The organism is Rothia mucilaginosa (assembly GCF_001061665.1).
GTDB lineage: Bacteria > Actinomycetota > Actinomycetes > Actinomycetales > Micrococcaceae > Rothia > Rothia mucilaginosa_A.
In genome coordinates, this window is sequence record NZ_JVSP01000014.1 from 165,402 (window position 1) to 181,707 (window position 16,306).

The following is a 16,306-nucleotide window of genomic DNA, read 5'->3' on the forward strand; positions in this document are numbered from 1 at the left end:
CGAATTATTAGGTTAGTGAACCCTAACTACCTGTTATATTCGAAGTGTAACGTGTCGCCGGCTGCAGGGTTCCGTGTGGTGAGCCTTTTCCGGCATAGATGAGAAGGAGTCCACCGTGACTGAAACCCCGCAGGGAAACACTGCAGTCCCCGCTGAAAACCAGCCTGCCGAGAACTACCCTGCCGCAGAATCCCTGCCGGTCCGCCAGCGCGCCGTCGTAGCAACCGACCGCCCCACCCGATACATCAAGCAGCTCGGCTCGCACATGGGCCGCAAGCTCGGCACCGCAGAACTGCCCGACGGCATCCGTCTCACCTTCAACCGCGACGGTATTTTCCGCGGCTACGGTGACCTGCGCGAAACCGACGGCGCACTCGTCATGGAGGTGCGCGCCGAAAGCGACGAGCAGGCTGCTCACCTGGCGGATGTGCTGGACCGCCACCTGGTCCGCTTCGGTGAGCGCGACGAACTGACCGTGAACTTTGAGGCGGTACCCGCCTCCTAGTCCCTGCTTTCTAGTCTTCGTTACCCTGCCCCGCCCTCCTGCACCTCGGAGGGCGGGGCGGTTTTCTGTGCGGAGCGGCTCGCCCGCAACCCGTCCCGCGGTTCTCCACCGAGGCCAGATTAGGTGATAGAAAATTATCCTATTTGCTGAGCTTGTCCCCTTTTCCCCGTAAAGGGGCGCTCCTGCCCGGTAAAATAGGCACGAAGTGAACACTAAGCTCACCGCGCCTTCACGCCGTACCTGGCGTTTGCCGGTGAACTTTGAAAGGAAGATATTCGTGTCTGAAGCAGCACGCCCCCTGCGCGTCGCCGTTATCGGTGCAGGTCCTGCCGGTATTTACACCGCCGACATCCTCACCAAGTCCGAAGAGGTCCGCACCGGCGCCGTTGAGGTCGCCATCGACATCTTCGACCGCTACCCCGCCCCCTTCGGCCTGATTCGTTACGGTGTGGCACCGGATCACCCCCGCATTAAGGGCATCATCACCGCACTGCACAAGGTCCTGGACCGCGGCGACATCCGTTTCTTCGGTAACGTCGAGTACGGTAAGGACCTAACCCTCGCCGACCTGCGCGAGCACTACGACGCCATTATCTTCGCGACCGGCGCCATCCACGACGCAGCGCTGAACATTGAGGGTATCGACCTGGACGGCTCCTACGGTGCAGCCGACTTCGTCTCCTGGTACGACGGCCACCCCGACTACCCCCGCACCTGGCCGCTCGAAGCTGAGCAGGTTGCGGTGCTCGGTAACGGCAACGTCGCCCTGGACGTCTCCCGCATCCTCTCCAAGCACGCTGACGACCTGCTCGTCACCGAAATCCCCGACAACGTCTACGAGGGTCTGAAGGCTTCCCCCGTGACCGACGTGCACGTCTTCGGTCGCCGCGGCCCCGCACAGATGAAGTTCACCCCGCTCGAGCTACGCGAACTCGCGCACTCCCGCGACGTGGACATCGTCCTGTACGAGGAAGACTTCCAGTTCGACGAGGCTTCCGAGGAAGCAATGGAAAAGAACGCGCAGACCAAGGTCATGATGAAGACCCTGCGCGGCTGGCTGGAAGACCAGAAGAACAACGAGCAGACCGCATCCCGCCGCCTGCACCTGCACTTCCTGCAGTCACCGCACGAGATTCTCGGCGAAGACGGCAAGGTCGTGGGTCTGCGCATGGAGCGCAACAAACTGGACGGCAAGGGCGGCATCATCGGCACCGGCGAGTACGTGGATTACCCCGTGCAGGCCGTCTACCGCGCCATCGGCTACTTTGGTTCCGAGCTGCCCGAGGTCGGTTACGACAGCAAACGCGGTGTGGTCACCAACGTTGAGGGTCGCGTCGTGGACGAGAATGGCGAGGTTGTTCCCGGCCTGTACGCAACCGGCTGGATCAAGCGCGGCCCCGTGGGCCTAATCGGCTCCACCAAGTCTGACGCACTCGAGACCATTACCCACCTGCTCGAGGACCGCGAGAACCTCTACACCGCGCCCGAGCCGGACGCCGAAACCTTCAGCGCCTACCTGGATTCCAAGGGCATCAAGTACACCACCTGGGAAGGCTGGCACCGCCTGGACGACCACGAGAAGGCACTGGGCGCAGCATCCAAGGACGCTGCCGGTGAGCCTCGCGCTCGCGTGAAGGTTGTGGACCGCGACGAGATGATTAACATCTCTCGTGGCGAGTAATCCTCGCGTTTAGAACGTAGAGCGTAGAAATCGACCCCGCACCGTGAGCCGGTGCGGGGTCGATTTTTGTCTCTGCAGGGATGCGGGGGAGGTTAAAGAAAACCCACCCCGCATCATGAGGTAATGCGGGGTGGGCGGGGTAGGTGCCGAAGACACTCGAGGACATACCCTCCGGCTACCCTGAACGCGCGGCGAACCCATGCAGTGGCTCCACGTGCGGCGCGTCCTCTAACGGGGTCTAGAAAGCTAAAGAAACACCAAGATTAGCTCTCTAAACAAGCACGCGGTCCTACGGTGTGTAGACCGCGCACACTTATTCAAACCTGGGATGCTACTGGCGGCGCGGCATGATCGACGCGCTCAGCGAGCTAGGGACACAGTTGGAGGATCCAGGGTTGCATGCTTCGTACGGGATGGTGCCCGTGCCCCTCACGCGGTGATTCGTGGCAGGCGTTGCTGCTGACGCTGGATCCCCCATCAGATCTCTATGCGGTTTATCGGTAAATAATGTGCGGCGACTTTCGTCATTGGGACTTATCGGAAGCAGTCCCGTGAGGTCCGGAAGTGATCTCACGTCTCCTATAGTACGGTGCTCAAAGAGAGTGCTTCAAGCAATATTGGGGGCTATTTCGGGGCGGATATTATCTCGCCTTGTCAATCGCTGGAGGTTTATCAAATCTTTATATTTGTGTGTCGTCATAAATCTCAATTTAAGTGCACGGCTATAAAAATATACCTCTGACAAGCCAGTTTATTGTATTCCCTGGAGTGAATATTTGCATTATGGTGCATACTGTGAGGCAAGAGACGTAAATTTCTACCAAAAGTGCATTTTCACTCGGTGCATTGTTGGATGGGTACTTGATATGCGCGACGGGTAAACCGCCATTTTTATTTAATATGCACAAAGTGCATTTTTGGTAAATGTCAAAAAGAATAAAAGTAATCCGGGTTCGCCTCGCAAATAGGGGAATATCGGTGGGGGTCTTTCGGTGGCACCGAGGGCACGGGATTGCGCGGGGGCCGAGACGACCGGGACGGTGGGGATTTTGGGTTTGCGCGAGCTCTCGCCGGTTCCTTTCTCTAGCTTTCCTGGGTTCCTCTTGCTGGCCCCTCCGCGAGTTCACGACGGGGGAGCGCATCTTCTCGGGGTTTCTAATTCGGGATGTCGGAGGGAGGACGGCACCGACCTCTTTATGGAGGACAGGGGGTAATTTGAGGGTGGTTTGGGAAGTGGGGAGGGGGTTTGCAACCTCAAAAGTGCACTCAAGAGGGGTTTTTGAAGAAAATTTAAAATTTTTTTTGATATCCGCTTAATCCTTTCTGACCTGTTGGAATGATGGTGTTATGGGGCATAAATACCTGCATTTCGGCCTTGAAAACACCCAAAATCGAACAAAACGATTTGCGCACCCTTTTGAACCTGGCGTAGACTAGTGGAGGTTCGAACGACGGGATGAACAAAGAACCTGTTCGATCGACTAGGCCCCCATCGTCTAGCGGCCTAGGACGCCGCCCTTTCACGGCGGTAGCACGGGTTCAAATCCCGTTGGGGGTACTTGCAAATCACCTTGATTTGCAAAGCCAAGTTAGATGACGTAGGATTTACTCCTGTTGATTCCAACAAGGCCCCGTAGCGCAGTTGGTTAGCGCGCCGCCCTGTCACGGCGGAGGTCGCGGGTTCAAGTCCCGTCGGGGTCGCTCTGGCCGCGTAATTTCAGATGAGAGATCATCGAAAGACGCGGTCATTGCGTATCTAAAACAAAATACGCAAGGCTCTGTAGCTCAGTTGGTAGAGCGTACGACTGAAAATCGTAAGGTCACCGGATCGACGCCGGTCGGAGCCACGAAATCCGCCTCCAGGCTTCTACAGTGGGGCGGGTTTTGTTTTTAAAAAACTTGCGGTTGCAGATACTGCAAAACCGTCGAAAAGGCGGCATATTGGGAATAAAACCCTGAGATGCCGCCTTCTTCTATACAGTACGGACCCACCGCACTGCTGCGGATAGCTCCTGTAGATAGCTCCGCGCCGGAACCTAACCGGGTAATTCCTGCGCACAGGCACACACATACACGATGGCCAGCAGAAAGGACCACCGCACCCATGACCGCTCAGAATCCCAGCTCACAGCCTCCGGAGAGCTCACCTCAGATTCCGAGCTCAGCCCAGATTCCCTGGGCAAAAAATTCTGCCGCTGACAGCAACCCCGCAGGCGGAATCCGCTTCGAGAACATCACCAAGAACTACCCGAGCCAAACCGGCGAACCCACCACGGTACTGCAGGACCTGAACCTGCACATCCCCGCCGGGCAGATTACCGTGTTCGTCGGACCCTCCGGCTGCGGTAAAACCACTAGTCTACGCATGATTAACCGCATGGTAGAGCCCAATAGCGGCACCATCACCATTGACGGCGTGAACGTGCACGAAAAGAACCCCTACGAGCTGCGCCGCGGCATTGGCTACGTCATGCAGCAGGGTGGGCTCATGCCGCACCGCACCGTCGCGCAGAATATTGCCACCGTACCGCGCCTGCTCGGCGCCTCCCGCAAGGAGGCGCAGGCTCGCGCCCTCGAACTGCTTGAGGTCGTCGGTCTGGATTCTTCGTACGCCAAGCGCTACCCCTCCCAGCTTTCGGGCGGTCAGGTGCAGCGCGTTGGTGTGGCGCGTGCTCTCGCCGCCGATGCACCCGTCCTGCTGATGGACGAGCCGTTCTCCGCGGTGGATCCCGTGGTACGCACCGGCCTGCAGAAAGAGCTGCTGCGCCTACAGGCTCGCCTCGCCAAGACGATCGTGTTCGTCACCCACGACATTGACGAGGCGCTCCTGCTCGGCGATACAATCGCCGTCTTCGCGGAGGGCGGTCGCCTCGCGCAGTTCGGCACTCCCGAAGAGATTCTGTACAGCCCCGCCGATGATTTTGTGCGCTCCTTCGTGAGCCGCTCCGTTGCCGGTCTGCTGGACGAGCAGACGGTGCGCCAGGCGCGTGCACGCCGACTTGCCGCCTCCCGAGAAGAGCAGAATAGCGCGGCAGAAGGCGAGAAAAGCGAATGAGCCTTCTAGAAAGCAGTGTGCTGGCGGCACCACCTATTGCCGCATCACCCCTCACCGCAAGCGACATGCACTGGGAATGGGTCGCCGCCAATAGTCAGCGTATCCTCGAGCTGACCCTCAGCCACCTCTACCAGGGCGTCGTGCCCGTCGCGATTGGTGCTCTCGTCGCGCTGCCGGTCGCCTACTACGCGAGCCGTCGCCGTGACCGCGGTTCCGAACGCCGCATCGGTGCGCGAACCCTCATGCACCTCTCCTCGCTGCTGTACACCATCCCCTCGATCGCACTGTTCGTGCTGATGCCGCTCATCCTGGGAACCTCCATTATTTCCCCGCTGAACGTGCTCGTCGCCCTGAGCGTCTACTCCTTCTCGCTCATGGTGCGCTCCGGTGTGGATGCCTTCGACTCCGTACCCGATAGCGTGCACGAATCTGCACGCGCCCTCGGATACACGCCCCGACAGGCGCTGATGGAGCTCTACCTGCCCCTCGCTACGCCCGTCATTATGGCGGGAATCCGCGTGGCAACCGTGGCAAATATTGCGATGGTGTCCGTGGGTGCCCTCATCGGTGTACCCTCGCTCGGCACGCTATTCACCGACGGCCTCGCGCGCAATATCCCTTCGGAAATCCTGGCTGGCGTAATCCTCAGCCTGCTGCTGGCACTGGTCCTCGACCTGCTCCTTATCCTTCTGACGAGGGCACTTACGCCCTGGCAGGCGGCTACGGTTGCGAACCGCCGCAGCCCCGAAAGGAAGGCATAACCCGTGAACGTCATAGAACGAACCTTCGCCTACCTCATGGACGGCGCCAACTGGCAGGGAAGCGGCGGAATCCTCGTGCGCCTGCTCGAACACCTGAGCGTCACCGCCCTCGCCACCGCCTGCGCGGCACTCATCGTCATGCCTCTCGGTCTCTGGGCTGGACACCACCGCCCGGGTTACGGCACCAACCGCGGCCGTAGCAACCTGCTCATGAGCGCCGTAGCCGCCACCCGCGCGCTACCCGCGCTCGGTCTGCTCACCATCCTGGCGCTCTGGCTGGGTGTCTCGACCCTGCCCTCCCTCATCGTGCTCATTATTATTGCGGCGGCACCCCTGCTCGCCGGAGTTCTTGAAGGCCTCGCCGCCGTACCGGAAGACCTCGTGGACGCAGCCCGCGCCCAGGGACTCACCGAATGGCAGATTCTGACCCGCCTCGAAATCCCGCTCGCCGCCAACATGATGCTCGGCGGGCTCCGCTCCGCACTCGTGCAAGTCATCGCAACCGCGACCATCGTCGCCTACCTGAGCGGCGGAACCCTCGGCAGGTACCTCTTCGACGGGCTCGCCGTGCGCGATTACCCGCGCATGCTCGTCGCAACCCTGCTCGTAGCGCTTCTCGCCTTCGCCGTGGATGCGCTCATGGGTCTTGTTCAGCGTGTGCTCACTCCCGCGGGGCTCACCATCAACCGGAAGAAGGCATGAACCCGATGAATCAGGCACCTAAAACCTTCTCGCGCCGTACCGTATCTCGTCGCACTGCTCTCACCGCCGCCGGTGCACTCGGCATGGCGGGTATCCTCAGCGCCTGCGGGCTCAGCGGCGATAAAGTCTTCAGCGGCGAACACGAAGGAATCATCGTCGGCTCAGCGGCCTTCGCCGAATCCCAAATCCTCGCCGAAATCTACGCCGGAGCCCTCGCCCGGGCGGGATTCAACGCCCGCACCCAGCTGAGCATCGGCGCCCGCGAGGCGTACCTGGGGGCACTCGCCTCCGGTGCGGTGGACGTTATCCCGGACTACTCCGGCAACCTGCTGCTCTACCTGAATCCGAAGGCTACAGCTAACACTGCGCAGGAGATTCTGCAGGCGCTACCCGCCGCCCTCGGTACCCTCACCACGGGTGGCTCCGGGACTGAAATCCGCGCCCTCAACGCATCCGAGGCGGAGGATAAGGACTCGCTCGTCGTCACCGCGCAGACCGCCCAGAAATACGGTCTACGAAGCCTTGAAGACCTCGCCTCCCGCTGTACGAATCTGAAGCTCGGCGCCGCCCCGGAGTTTGCCGAGCGCGCCTACGGCATCCCCGGCCTTAAAGAGAAGTACGGATGCGTTCCCGCCGAGTTCGTGCCCCTCTCGGATGGTGGCGGCGCGCTGACCGTCAAGGCACTGTTGGATGACACCGTGCAGGTGGTTGACCTCTACTCGACCACCCCCGCGATTGAGCAGAACAAGCTGGTGGTGCTGGAGGATCCGAAGAACATGATTCTGGCTCAGCAGGTGCTGCCCATTATCAATACGTCGCGAGTTCCCGACTCCGCGGCGGAGGTTCTGAACCGTGTCTCGGCGAAGCTGACCACCGCCGATTTGCGCACTCTCAATGACCGTGTTTCGGGTACATCCAAGCAGGAGCCCGCGCAGGCGGCGGCTACCTGGCTGAACGAGCACGGCTTTTAAGACTCTGCCTGATATTCCACATAAATTCCTCTACAGGAATGGTTATATATAAAACTGACCTGGGAATATTCTAGAAACAGAATATTGCCAGGTCAGTTTATATTATCCCGCCCCACAGGCGAGGGGAGAGGCGCGGAACCGCTTTTAGCCCTCAATCAGTAGCGCCAGAGCTTCATAGGGGCGCAAGCTCAGCGTCACCGTCTCAGCCGAATCAGATACAGCAGAATCCACCACAGAATTCTTGTAATTACACACCAGCACGCGACCGGAACGAACGAACTCCGCCGGCACCTCAACCTCGGTCGGCTCACCGTAGAAGTTCGTCAGCACCAGCAGACGCTGCGCCGGGCTACCCTTCTCAGCTTCAGCGGGAAGCTCACGCAGGTACGCAAACACCCGCTCGTGATCCAACGCGTAGGGCGCGTACGAACCCACAGAAATGACCGGATACTGCTTACGCAGGGCAATCAGGTTGCGGTAGTAGGGCAGAATCACGCCGTCACGTTCCTCATCCTCCACCGAAATACCGGCACCGGTCGCCGCATCACGCACCGGGGCGGGAGCCAGCCACGGCGACGTGGAACCAAAACCGGCGGTCGCCGGATCCGCGGTCCACTGCATCGGCACACGCGAATTATCGCGAGCCTTCGACGCCACAATCTCCAGGGCCTGCTGCTCGTTCAGGCCGCGCTCACGCAGCATCGCGTAGGCGTTGTGCGCCTCCACATCCACGTACTGCTCGATCGAGGAGTAGACCGGGTCAATCATGCCGATTTCCTCGCCCTGGTACACGTACGGGGTGCCGCGCAGCAGGTGAATCACGGTCGCCAGCATGGTTGCCGACTCGGCACGGTAACGCTCAACGTCACCAAAACGGTTCAGCGCGCGCGGCTGGTCGTGGTTATTCCAGAACAGCGCGTTCCAGCCGCCGCCGGCCTGCATACCCAGTGCCCAATCGTTCAGAATCTGCTTCAACTCGGCAAAACGGAACGGCACCTTCGACCACTTCTCGCCGTTCTCGTAGTCCACCTTCAGGTGGTGGAAGCTGAACACCATATCCAGCTCGTGGTTTGCCGGGTTGGAGTAGCCCACGCAGTTCTCGATGCTGGTCGAGGACATTTCGCCCACGGTCACGGTGTCGTCATACTGACCGAACGAGGCGCGGTTCAGCTGCTGAACACGGGTGTGCACAATCGGGGTGTCGGTGTATTGTGCCTTGTCCACGCTGCCTTCGGGGGCGTCGAGCAGCTCCTCGCCCTTGCCGATGACGTTAATGACGTCGAAACGGAAACCGCGCACGCCCTTCTCGTACCAGAAGTTCACGACCTTAAACAGTTCGTCGCGCACAACCGGGTTGTACCAGTTCACGTCCGCTTGGGTGCGGTCGTACAGGTGCATGTAGAACAGGGGAGTGCCGTGCTCATCCGTGTACTCGCCAAAGCGGGACCAGCAGGGGCCGCCGAACTTCGACTCCCAGTTGGTCGGTTCACGCAGCTGACCGTCCTCGGTGTATTTGCCGGGGCGAATGTAGAAGTAATCCCAGTATTCGCGTTCGTTGGCGAGCGCACGCTGGAACCATTCGTGCTCGGTCGAAACATGGTTGAGGACCATGTCGAACATGACGCCCACACCGTGCTCGGCGAGGGCGGCGATCATCTCTTCGACATCCTCCATGGTGCCCAGGTCGGGGTTAATGGCGTAGTAGTCGGAGATGTCGTAGCCGTTGTCGTTTTGCGGGGAGGCGAAGAACGGGTTGAACCACACCATGTCCACGCCCAGGGAGGCAATGTAGGGCACCTTCTCGATGACGCCGCGCAGGTCGCCGTAGGCGCCATCGGCGGAGGAGTAGAAGGACTTGGGGTACACCTGGTAGATGACGGAGGACGCGAAGTCCTTGCCGCCTGCCGGCGTGAGGGTGAGCGATGCGGTGGGTGCCTGTGTCATGGAAACCTTCTGAAACGTGAGCAGGGTTCAGCGTGTATAAAAGCGTGTATAAATCAGTGTGTTGGAAACGAACCGCGCCGGTGCTGCGGATGTTGTTACGTATGCGTAGCGAGGTTCGTCCGCGGCAGACACAGACGCCTGCCGCCTCCTGGTGCGTTCGCCGCTTGAATATCGCCGCCCGCAACCTGGGCTCATTCCAGATTAGGGGGCATAATGGGGTGATGTCCCCCCATCTACCCCAAAGGGGGCAATTCTGCCGCAGATCCGGCACAACTCCGTGGCCTCAGCCCTCCCACCGATAGGCGGTTGCAGGCTCGTGCGCGTTTCGATGCATGAAACCAAAGTGACCCTGAGCTGAAGAGCGTTGGACGCCGCGCGTAAAATCAGTACTTGCATCACTACGGAAGGTAAAACAATGCCAGAACTGCGTTCACGTACTTCAACTCACGGCCGTAACATGGCTGGTGCCCGCGCCCTGTGGCGTGCCACCGGCATGGGCGATGACGATTTCGGTAAGCCCATTATTGCTATCGCGAACTCTTTCACCCAGTTCGTGCCCGGTCACGTGCACCTGAAGAACATGGGTGAACTGGTCGCCGGCGCTATCCGTGAGGCTGGCGGCGTCGCCAAGGAATTCAACACCATCGCCGTTGATGACGGTATCGCGATGGGCCACGACGGGATGCTCTACTCGCTGCCTTCCCGCGACCTGATTGCTGACTCGGTCGAGTACATGGTTAACGCGCACCGTGCCGACGCGTTGGTCTGCATCTCTAACTGTGACAAGATCACCCCCGGTATGCTTCTGGCGGCAATGCGCCTGAACATCCCCACTATCTTTGTCTCTGGCGGCCCGATGGAGTCCGGCGAGGGTATTGAGGGCGTTGTTGAGCACCGCCTCGACCTGATTGACGCCATGGTGATGGCTGTTAACGATAGCGTCAGTGATGAGGCGCTCGCTCAGGTTGAGAAGAATGCCTGCCCGACCTGTGGTTCCTGCGCGGGTATGTTCACCGCGAACTCCATGAACTGCCTGAACGAGGCGATTGGCCTGGCGCTGCCCGGTAACGGCACCACTCTGGCTACCCAGGTGGCTCGTAAGGAGCTGTTCCTGGATGCTGGCCGCCGCATCGTTGAGCTGGCTAAGCGCTACTACGAGCAGGATGACGAGTCGGTTCTGCCCCGCTCCATTGCGACCAAGGAGGCGTTCGAGAACGCTATGGCGCTGGATGTGGCGATGGGCGGTTCGACCAACACCGTGCTGCACACCCTGGCGATTGCGCACGAGGCGGGCGCTGACTTCACCCTGAAGGATATTGACCGTATTTCGCGTCAGGTTCCCTGCCTGGCGAAGGTTGCCCCGAACTCCACCAAGTACCACATTGAGCACGTGCACCGTGCCGGTGGTATTCCCGCACTGCTGGGTGAGCTGAACCGTGCCGGCCTGCTGCACAAGAACGTTCATTCTGTTCACGCTGATTCGCTGGACGAATGGCTGGACGAGTGGGATATCCGCGGCGGCAAGGCGAGCGAGAAGGCGAAGGATCTGTTCCTCGCAGCTCCCGGCGGCGTGCGCACCACCCACGCGTTCTCCACCGCGAACAAGTACGAGTCCCACGAGACTGACGCTGAGAACGGCTGCATCCGCGCCGTGGAGCACGCGTACACCAAGGACGGCGGCCTGGCGGTCCTGTACGGCAACATCGCCCAGGACGGCGCAATCATCAAGTCCGCTGGTATTGATGAGGAGCTGTTCCATTTCAAGGGTCGCGCTTTCGTGGTTGAGTCGCAGGACGAGGCTGTGTACGAGATCCTGTCGAAGAACGTGAAGGAAGGCGACGTTGTCGTCATCCAGTACGAGGGCCCGAAGGGCGGCCCGGGTATGCAGGAGATGCTGTACCCGACCTCCTACCTGAAGGGTCTGGGCCTGGGTAAGAAGTGTGCACTGATTACTGACGGTCGTTTCTCCGGCGGTACCTCTGGTATTTCGATTGGTCACGTCTCCCCGGAGGCGGCTGCTGGCGGCGCAATCGGCCTGGTGCAGACCGGCGACGAGATTGAGATTGACGTGAACAACCGCATCCTGCGTGTGAACGTTTCGGATGAGGAGCTGGCTGCTCGCCGCGAGGCGAAGGGCGCCGCACCGTGGCGTCCGACCAAGCCGCGTGAGCGTCACGTGTCGAACGCCCTGAAAGTGTACGGCATGCTGGCCGCGTCCGCCGATAAGGGCGGCGTGCGCATCCTGCCCGAGGACGCATAAACCCCTCACGTATCGTGTGAGAATTTAATATTCTTGCCCCTAAGGGTCGGTGCTCTGTTCTGCAGTTTTTCTGCGGGGCGGGGTGCCGACCTTTTTAACGTTTTTGAGAGTCCGGTGCGGCGTATTGCCTTGTCAAGGCTATTGCAGTAGGGTGTAGAAGGGTATTTAGGTACCCGATTCACCGACTCAGCACAACCACTCAACACAACGCAATTCGCAACCCTCACGAGGACGTATTCATGGTTACCCTGCCCGCACGCGCACAGCGTGCCTTTACTTGCCGTGCCCTGGCGGCTCTTGCCTGCATCGGTGCGCTCGCTTTGAGTTCTTGCTCTGCCCAGCCGCAGGCTGATGATTCTGAAACCGCCCCGATGAAGGTGGCGACTTCTTCCGCGCCCGTGGACGCTAAGACCCTGTTCACCGCGGCGGATGGCTCCTGGAAACCGAATACCGTGCAGATTGCTGCCGGCTTGGATTCCCCTGCAACCTACGATTCGGTGGCGACCCCCACGAATGAGCCGAGCACCGACGCCGAGTACGAGGCGGCATACGCCACGGCGAGCGGCTCCGTGAGCACTATCGATCCTGGTACTCGCTGTGGCGTGACGAGTCTGCTGGGTGGTTCCGCCGGTATTTACGTGTATGACGGTTCGGATTGCGCGAAGGCTCAGGAGGCGGTGCGCCTCTTCAACAGCCGCAAGAACCAGGACGGCGCGGCGAGTGTTGAGTGGTACCAGTGCGCTACGAAGGTGCAGGGCCGCGACTACATTACGGGTGCCTGCTTCACGCAGGGTGGTAGCGTTGAGAAGCCGCGCCTGGCGCTGATTCCGGCACAGACCCGCATGCTGTCGGGTACGCTGACCTTCGCCGAGGCGTACGGTGGCGGCACTTTCGGTCAGGGTGATTCTGCGAAGACTGTTGAGGCGCTGCGTTTCACCAGCCCGGACTCTAAGGTCGCGTGTTCGGTGACCCCGTCGGGTGTGGACTGCCAGGCGCTGGTGGGCGTGACCCTGCAGGGCTGGGATGCCGCATCCGGTAAGGCGCAGCAGCGCGTGCACATGGTGCAGGGTCAGGCGCCCGAGGTGAGCCTGGTCGGTCAGACCGCCACCCCGGAGCCGGTGAATACTGAGGGTATTGTTGCCCTGTCTACCGGTCAGGTGGTGACCGCGTACGGGTACACCTGCAAGTCGGTGAATACCGGTAAGGTGCACTGCGTGAGCGAGGGCAACGGTTTCACCCTCGACTCGGTTGAGGTCGGCCTGGAGCGTCACTAGCGGGTGCGCTCGCCTTCGGGACTTAACACACGGTGCCCGGCACCCCTCAGCGGAAGGGGTGCCGGGCACCGTATGTTTAGATGCTGCTTAGCGGAAGTTGACGATACGCACGTCCAGCTCGGAGGCGAGCAGCGGCTCCCATGCGGCGACGGCCTGGGTGAAATGCTCGGTGGCCATGTGCTTTTCGAGCAGTTCCTGGGACTCCCAACGCTCGATGAAGGCGAACTCGGTTTCGGAGACGGCGCCGAAGTCGTAGCTGACGTTGCCCTCGTCCTTGCGGCTGGCGGTCACGAGCGGCTCAATGGTCTTGAGGAACTCCTCGACGTGCTCGGGCTTGACGGACAGTCCTGCGTAGACACCAATCATGGTTTCTCCTTTGGGTGGGGCGGCTGGTGCCGCATCGTTGATGACTCTCTTACGGTACACCTTTGGGGCGGCGGCGTGGTTCAGGCACGGCGGATGTCCACCCCGGCGGGAGGGGGCGGCGGTCGGCCCTTCGCTGACTGGAAAAAATCTCACAAATGTTTGCGACTCCTCCAGCTTCGACCTATAAAAGAAAGGTAAGTCAATCCGCACACATGAAAGGAGAAGCGGAATGGTAGTCACGGGAGGTGACCGCGTTGGTATTTTCACCGGCTCATATCAAACGATGCGCCCTGACCTGGGAAGCGCCCGACTATAGTGCTTCCTACCCGGCCGGATACACCGATCAGGGAGTTGCCGTCATTGCGGTAGCTCAGGAACACCGCCAGGCGCAGGGTTTTTGCTACTCGGCGCTGTCGACGGTGGTTTTTATTTCGAAGCAGGACGGCACCCGCGCCGTAATTAATGAGGAGCCCCTGCTCTTTCAGCACACTCATTCGCTTATGGAGTCCTGCGATGAGGTGCATCCCCGTCTGCTGGGCCGAGCCGTGTTGGCCGCCTGGGATTACATCCCGGAGCAGTACCGTTGCAACCTGGTGACGATTGCGGCCGATCGTAAGCATCTGAAGCACCTGTTCCGGGATTGCGACCACCTGAAGACGATTATGGAGTACCGCGCTTTCGAGAAGGTGTTGGACCCCTACGATAATCACTCCCTGGGTGAGGTGCACGTGAAGCTGGCCGGCACCCCCGCCTACGAGCGGATGCAGGCCGAGGTCACCCGTACGCGCGAGACCGTGGATGCTATGGTGCACGACGCTCTTGCCCCCCGCCCGCTTGAACAGCTGGAGGATTACAGCGTCTTTACGGACTGCTCGTTTCGTTCCACGCACAACAAGAAGTACCAGCGCGGTGGCCGCATGGGCATCGCCGGAGTGAGCGAGGACGGCTTTTACTTTCACTCTCACTATGACGGCGTGAATATCATGACCGGAGAGCTGTCGGCCGTGCTGGCCGCATATACCGTGTTTCACAGCGGTTCGCGCCGCCTGATTATCAATACCGATTCCTTGGGCGCCATCACCTTCGTGTTGCGCCTGGCGCACAGCCGCTGGACCTTCGAGACCTGGGCCTCCGAGGGTGTGCAGGATGAACGCGTGGTCGCCCAGATGCGCTCCCTCACCGAGGCAATCCGCGAGAAGCGCGTGCTGGTTAAGCACGTTCCGGGCCATACCGGTCACGGCCTGCAGGAGAGCAGCGACTCCGTGTCGAAAATGCATCGGCACTTTCCCGGACAAATTGTTGATAAACGGCATCAAAGCGAATTTAACCAGCGCTGTGAGTCGATTATTACCGCTCTGGCGGGGTGCGCGAAGGCGGTTCGCCTGATGGCTCCCGACTGGGTGCAGATTAAACCCTCTTCAATTCACGCGGGAAACCGTTTGTGGCGTTAGAATAGAATTGGGTAGAAATGAACGCGCGATGCGTCCACCGCATAGAATCTATGCGTCGAGTGGAGGCCTCGCGTGTTTCTTTTACCCTTTTTCTGCCCAGCGCTTCCGAATGGGGTGGGTGCAGGCAGGCATAGAATTGGGGGAAGAATTTCTGAATCTCCCGATTTTTAGCGGGCACGCACTTCACTTATTTTTGGGACCCTTTATGCCTTTTCAGATTCCCGACTCTTCTCTATCTATTCCGCTGGTGGTGCTGTATGCGCTGACGGTGTTTTCGCTGGTGCTCTTTATCTGCCTCTACCTGCGGGAACGCCGTAGCGTGTTTGTCGGCTGGTTGCTGATTGCGACCGTGGGGTTGCTGGGTACGAGCCTGGGCGTAACGGCGATTGTGGCAGAGAACCAGATTTTGCTGGTGTTGGCGTTCCTCATTGTTATCGTTCCGGCGATCCTTTCGATTTTTACGCCTTTGGGTTTGACCGGTCTTTTCCTTTATAGCGGTGTGCGTCTTATTGTTCGTGAGGGTTTTTCGCTCACTAATTCTTTGGCATTGGCTGCCGGTATTGCCCTTATTGTGGGCCCGTTCTTTGCTCCCGGTCCGGCGGAGAACACTCCGTTGGGCGGCGTGTGGGGAACAATTTATTTCTATTTTTCGCTGGTGCTGACCTATTTCACCATCTACGCGGTGGGCTTTACTGTGTCGGCAGTGTTGAACCTGGTGAATTTCCGTCAGCAGGCTGACTATGTGGTGGTGCTCGGCTCGGGTCTCATGGGGGATCAGGTGACTCCGCTGCTGGCGGGTCGTATCAATCGCGGCATTGAAATTTACCGTAAGAACCCCGGCTCGAAGCTGATTATGTCTGGCGGTCAGGGCCCGGATGAGGATGTACCCGAGGGTGTGGCGATGACTCGCTACGCTGTATCCCGTGGTATTCCCGAGACGGACATTATTGTGGAGGACCGCGCGGTGAATACCCGCGAGAATCTGCTCTTCTCTTACGCTCTGATGCCGGAGGTTGCCGAGGGCAAAACCCCGAAAGTGGCGCTCGCAACTACGAACTACCACCTGTTCCGTGCGTTGCTGCTGGCGCGTTCGCTGGGCCTGAAATGCTGGGGTGCGGGGGCTCGTACGAAGGTGTATTTTGCGGTGAACGCGTTTATTCGCGAGTTTATCGGCTATTTGAGCATGACTCGCCGCCGCCACATCATTACTTTGAGCCTGTGCACGGTCCTCTACATTGCAGTGGTGCTCTTCGTGTGGTGGATGCACTCCGCAGGTTTGGTGGGCCCGGGCGAGCCGATCTAGCCTCCAGCGGCGGCTCTAGCTTGTAGCCCGGTG

At 59.9% G+C, this 16,306-nt stretch carries 12 protein-coding genes and 3 tRNA genes; 13 read left to right on the forward strand and 2 right to left on the reverse strand.

The window, feature by feature from the left end:
- Window positions 1–115: 115 nt before the first annotated feature.
- From ADJ95_RS07055 to ADJ95_RS07095, 9 genes are all read left to right on the forward strand, one after another.
- Complete coding sequence (locus tag ADJ95_RS07055) at window positions 116–505, forward strand: DUF2218 domain-containing protein (protein WP_049333937.1); 390 nt, start codon at window positions 116–118, stop codon at window positions 503–505.
- Between the two features lie 277 nt (window positions 506–782).
- The gene (locus ADJ95_RS07060; protein WP_049333938.1) at window positions 783–2,186 is read left to right on the forward strand and encodes an FAD-dependent oxidoreductase; all 1,404 of its coding nucleotides are present in this window, start codon (window positions 783–785) and stop codon (window positions 2,184–2,186) included.
- A 1,485-nt stretch (window positions 2,187–3,671) separates the two neighbouring features.
- A tRNA-Glu gene (locus ADJ95_RS07065) sits at window positions 3,672–3,744 on the forward strand.
- 69 nt (window positions 3,745–3,813) lie between these two features.
- Window positions 3,814–3,887 (forward strand) — tRNA-Asp (locus ADJ95_RS07070).
- A 73-nt stretch (window positions 3,888–3,960) separates the two neighbouring features.
- Window positions 3,961–4,033 (forward strand) — tRNA-Phe (locus tag ADJ95_RS07075).
- 257 nt (window positions 4,034–4,290) lie between these two features.
- Complete coding sequence (locus ADJ95_RS07080; RefSeq protein ID WP_049333939.1) at window positions 4,291–5,241, forward strand: ABC transporter ATP-binding protein; 951 nt, start codon at window positions 4,291–4,293, stop codon at window positions 5,239–5,241.
- The gene (locus tag ADJ95_RS07085) at window positions 5,238–6,002 is read left to right on the forward strand and encodes an ABC transporter permease (protein WP_049333940.1); all 765 of its coding nucleotides are present in this window, start codon (window positions 5,238–5,240) and stop codon (window positions 6,000–6,002) included. Before ADJ95_RS07080 ends, ADJ95_RS07085 begins: the two co-directional genes overlap by 4 nt.
- A gap of 3 nt (window positions 6,003–6,005) precedes the next feature.
- Window positions 6,006–6,704, forward strand: coding sequence for an ABC transporter permease (locus ADJ95_RS07090; RefSeq protein ID WP_049333941.1), 699 nt, complete (start codon window positions 6,006–6,008; stop codon window positions 6,702–6,704).
- Window positions 6,705–6,709: 5 nt separating this feature from the next.
- A complete protein-coding gene (locus tag ADJ95_RS07095) occupies window positions 6,710–7,675 on the forward strand; it encodes an ABC transporter substrate-binding protein (RefSeq protein ID WP_049334016.1) in 966 nt (321 codons plus the stop codon).
- A gap of 144 nt (window positions 7,676–7,819) precedes the next feature.
- Here the strand turns inward: ADJ95_RS07095 and ADJ95_RS07100 are convergent, their stop codons facing one another.
- Entirely contained in the window at window positions 7,820–9,619 is a 1,800-nt protein-coding gene (locus ADJ95_RS07100) for an alpha,alpha-phosphotrehalase (protein ID WP_049333942.1), read from the reverse strand.
- Window positions 9,620–10,034: 415 nt separating this feature from the next.
- Between ADJ95_RS07100 and ilvD the strand changes: the two genes are divergently transcribed.
- Together ilvD and ADJ95_RS07110 are read left to right on the forward strand one after the other, a co-directional pair.
- Complete coding sequence (ilvD, locus tag ADJ95_RS07105; RefSeq protein WP_049333943.1) at window positions 10,035–11,879, forward strand: dihydroxy-acid dehydratase; 1,845 nt, start codon at window positions 10,035–10,037, stop codon at window positions 11,877–11,879.
- A 239-nt stretch (window positions 11,880–12,118) separates the two neighbouring features.
- Window positions 12,119–13,153, forward strand: a complete 1,035-nt coding sequence (locus tag ADJ95_RS07110) for a hypothetical protein (RefSeq protein ID WP_049333944.1) — start codon at window positions 12,119–12,121, stop codon at window positions 13,151–13,153.
- An 87-nt stretch (window positions 13,154–13,240) separates the two neighbouring features.
- On the opposite strand, the gene ADJ95_RS07115 is transcribed toward ADJ95_RS07110, so the two are convergent.
- Entirely contained in the window at window positions 13,241–13,519 is a 279-nt protein-coding gene (locus tag ADJ95_RS07115) for a putative quinol monooxygenase (protein ID WP_049333945.1), read from the reverse strand.
- A 245-nt stretch (window positions 13,520–13,764) separates the two neighbouring features.
- On the opposite strand from ADJ95_RS07115, the gene ADJ95_RS07120 reads away from it, so the two are divergent.
- Together ADJ95_RS07120 and ADJ95_RS07125 are read left to right on the forward strand one after the other, a co-directional pair.
- Window positions 13,765–14,970: an RNase H family protein gene (locus ADJ95_RS07120; RefSeq protein ID WP_239662816.1), complete on the forward strand. Its 1,206-nt coding sequence runs from the start codon at window positions 13,765–13,767 to the stop codon at window positions 14,968–14,970.
- 205 nt (window positions 14,971–15,175) lie between these two features.
- Window positions 15,176–16,273: a YdcF family protein gene (locus ADJ95_RS07125; RefSeq protein WP_239662817.1), complete on the forward strand. Its 1,098-nt coding sequence runs from the start codon at window positions 15,176–15,178 to the stop codon at window positions 16,271–16,273.
- The last annotated feature ends 33 nt before the right edge of the window (window positions 16,274–16,306 follow it).

Bases quoted from the DNA above. Each gene is read 5' to 3' on its own strand.
- ADJ95_RS07080 (WP_049333939.1), top strand. From the start codon at position 4,291: ATGACCGCTCAGAATCCCAGCTCACAGCCTCCGGAGAGCTCACCTCAG.
- ADJ95_RS07085 (WP_049333940.1), top strand. From the start codon at position 5,238: ATGAGCCTTCTAGAAAGCAGTGTGCTGGCGGCACCACCTATTGCCGCA.
- ADJ95_RS07095 (WP_049334016.1), top strand. From the start codon at position 6,710: ATGAATCAGGCACCTAAAACCTTCTCGCGCCGTACCGTATCTCGTCGC.
- ADJ95_RS07100 (WP_049333942.1), bottom strand. From the start codon at position 9,619: ATGACACAGGCACCCACCGCATCGCTCACCCTCACGCCGGCAGGCGGC.
- ilvD (WP_049333943.1), top strand. From the start codon at position 10,035: ATGCCAGAACTGCGTTCACGTACTTCAACTCACGGCCGTAACATGGCT.
- ADJ95_RS07110 (WP_049333944.1), top strand. From the start codon at position 12,119: ATGGTTACCCTGCCCGCACGCGCACAGCGTGCCTTTACTTGCCGTGCC.
- ADJ95_RS07115 (WP_049333945.1), bottom strand. From the start codon at position 13,519: ATGATTGGTGTCTACGCAGGACTGTCCGTCAAGCCCGAGCACGTCGAG.
- ADJ95_RS07125 (WP_239662817.1), top strand. From the start codon at position 15,176: ATGCCTTTTCAGATTCCCGACTCTTCTCTATCTATTCCGCTGGTGGTG.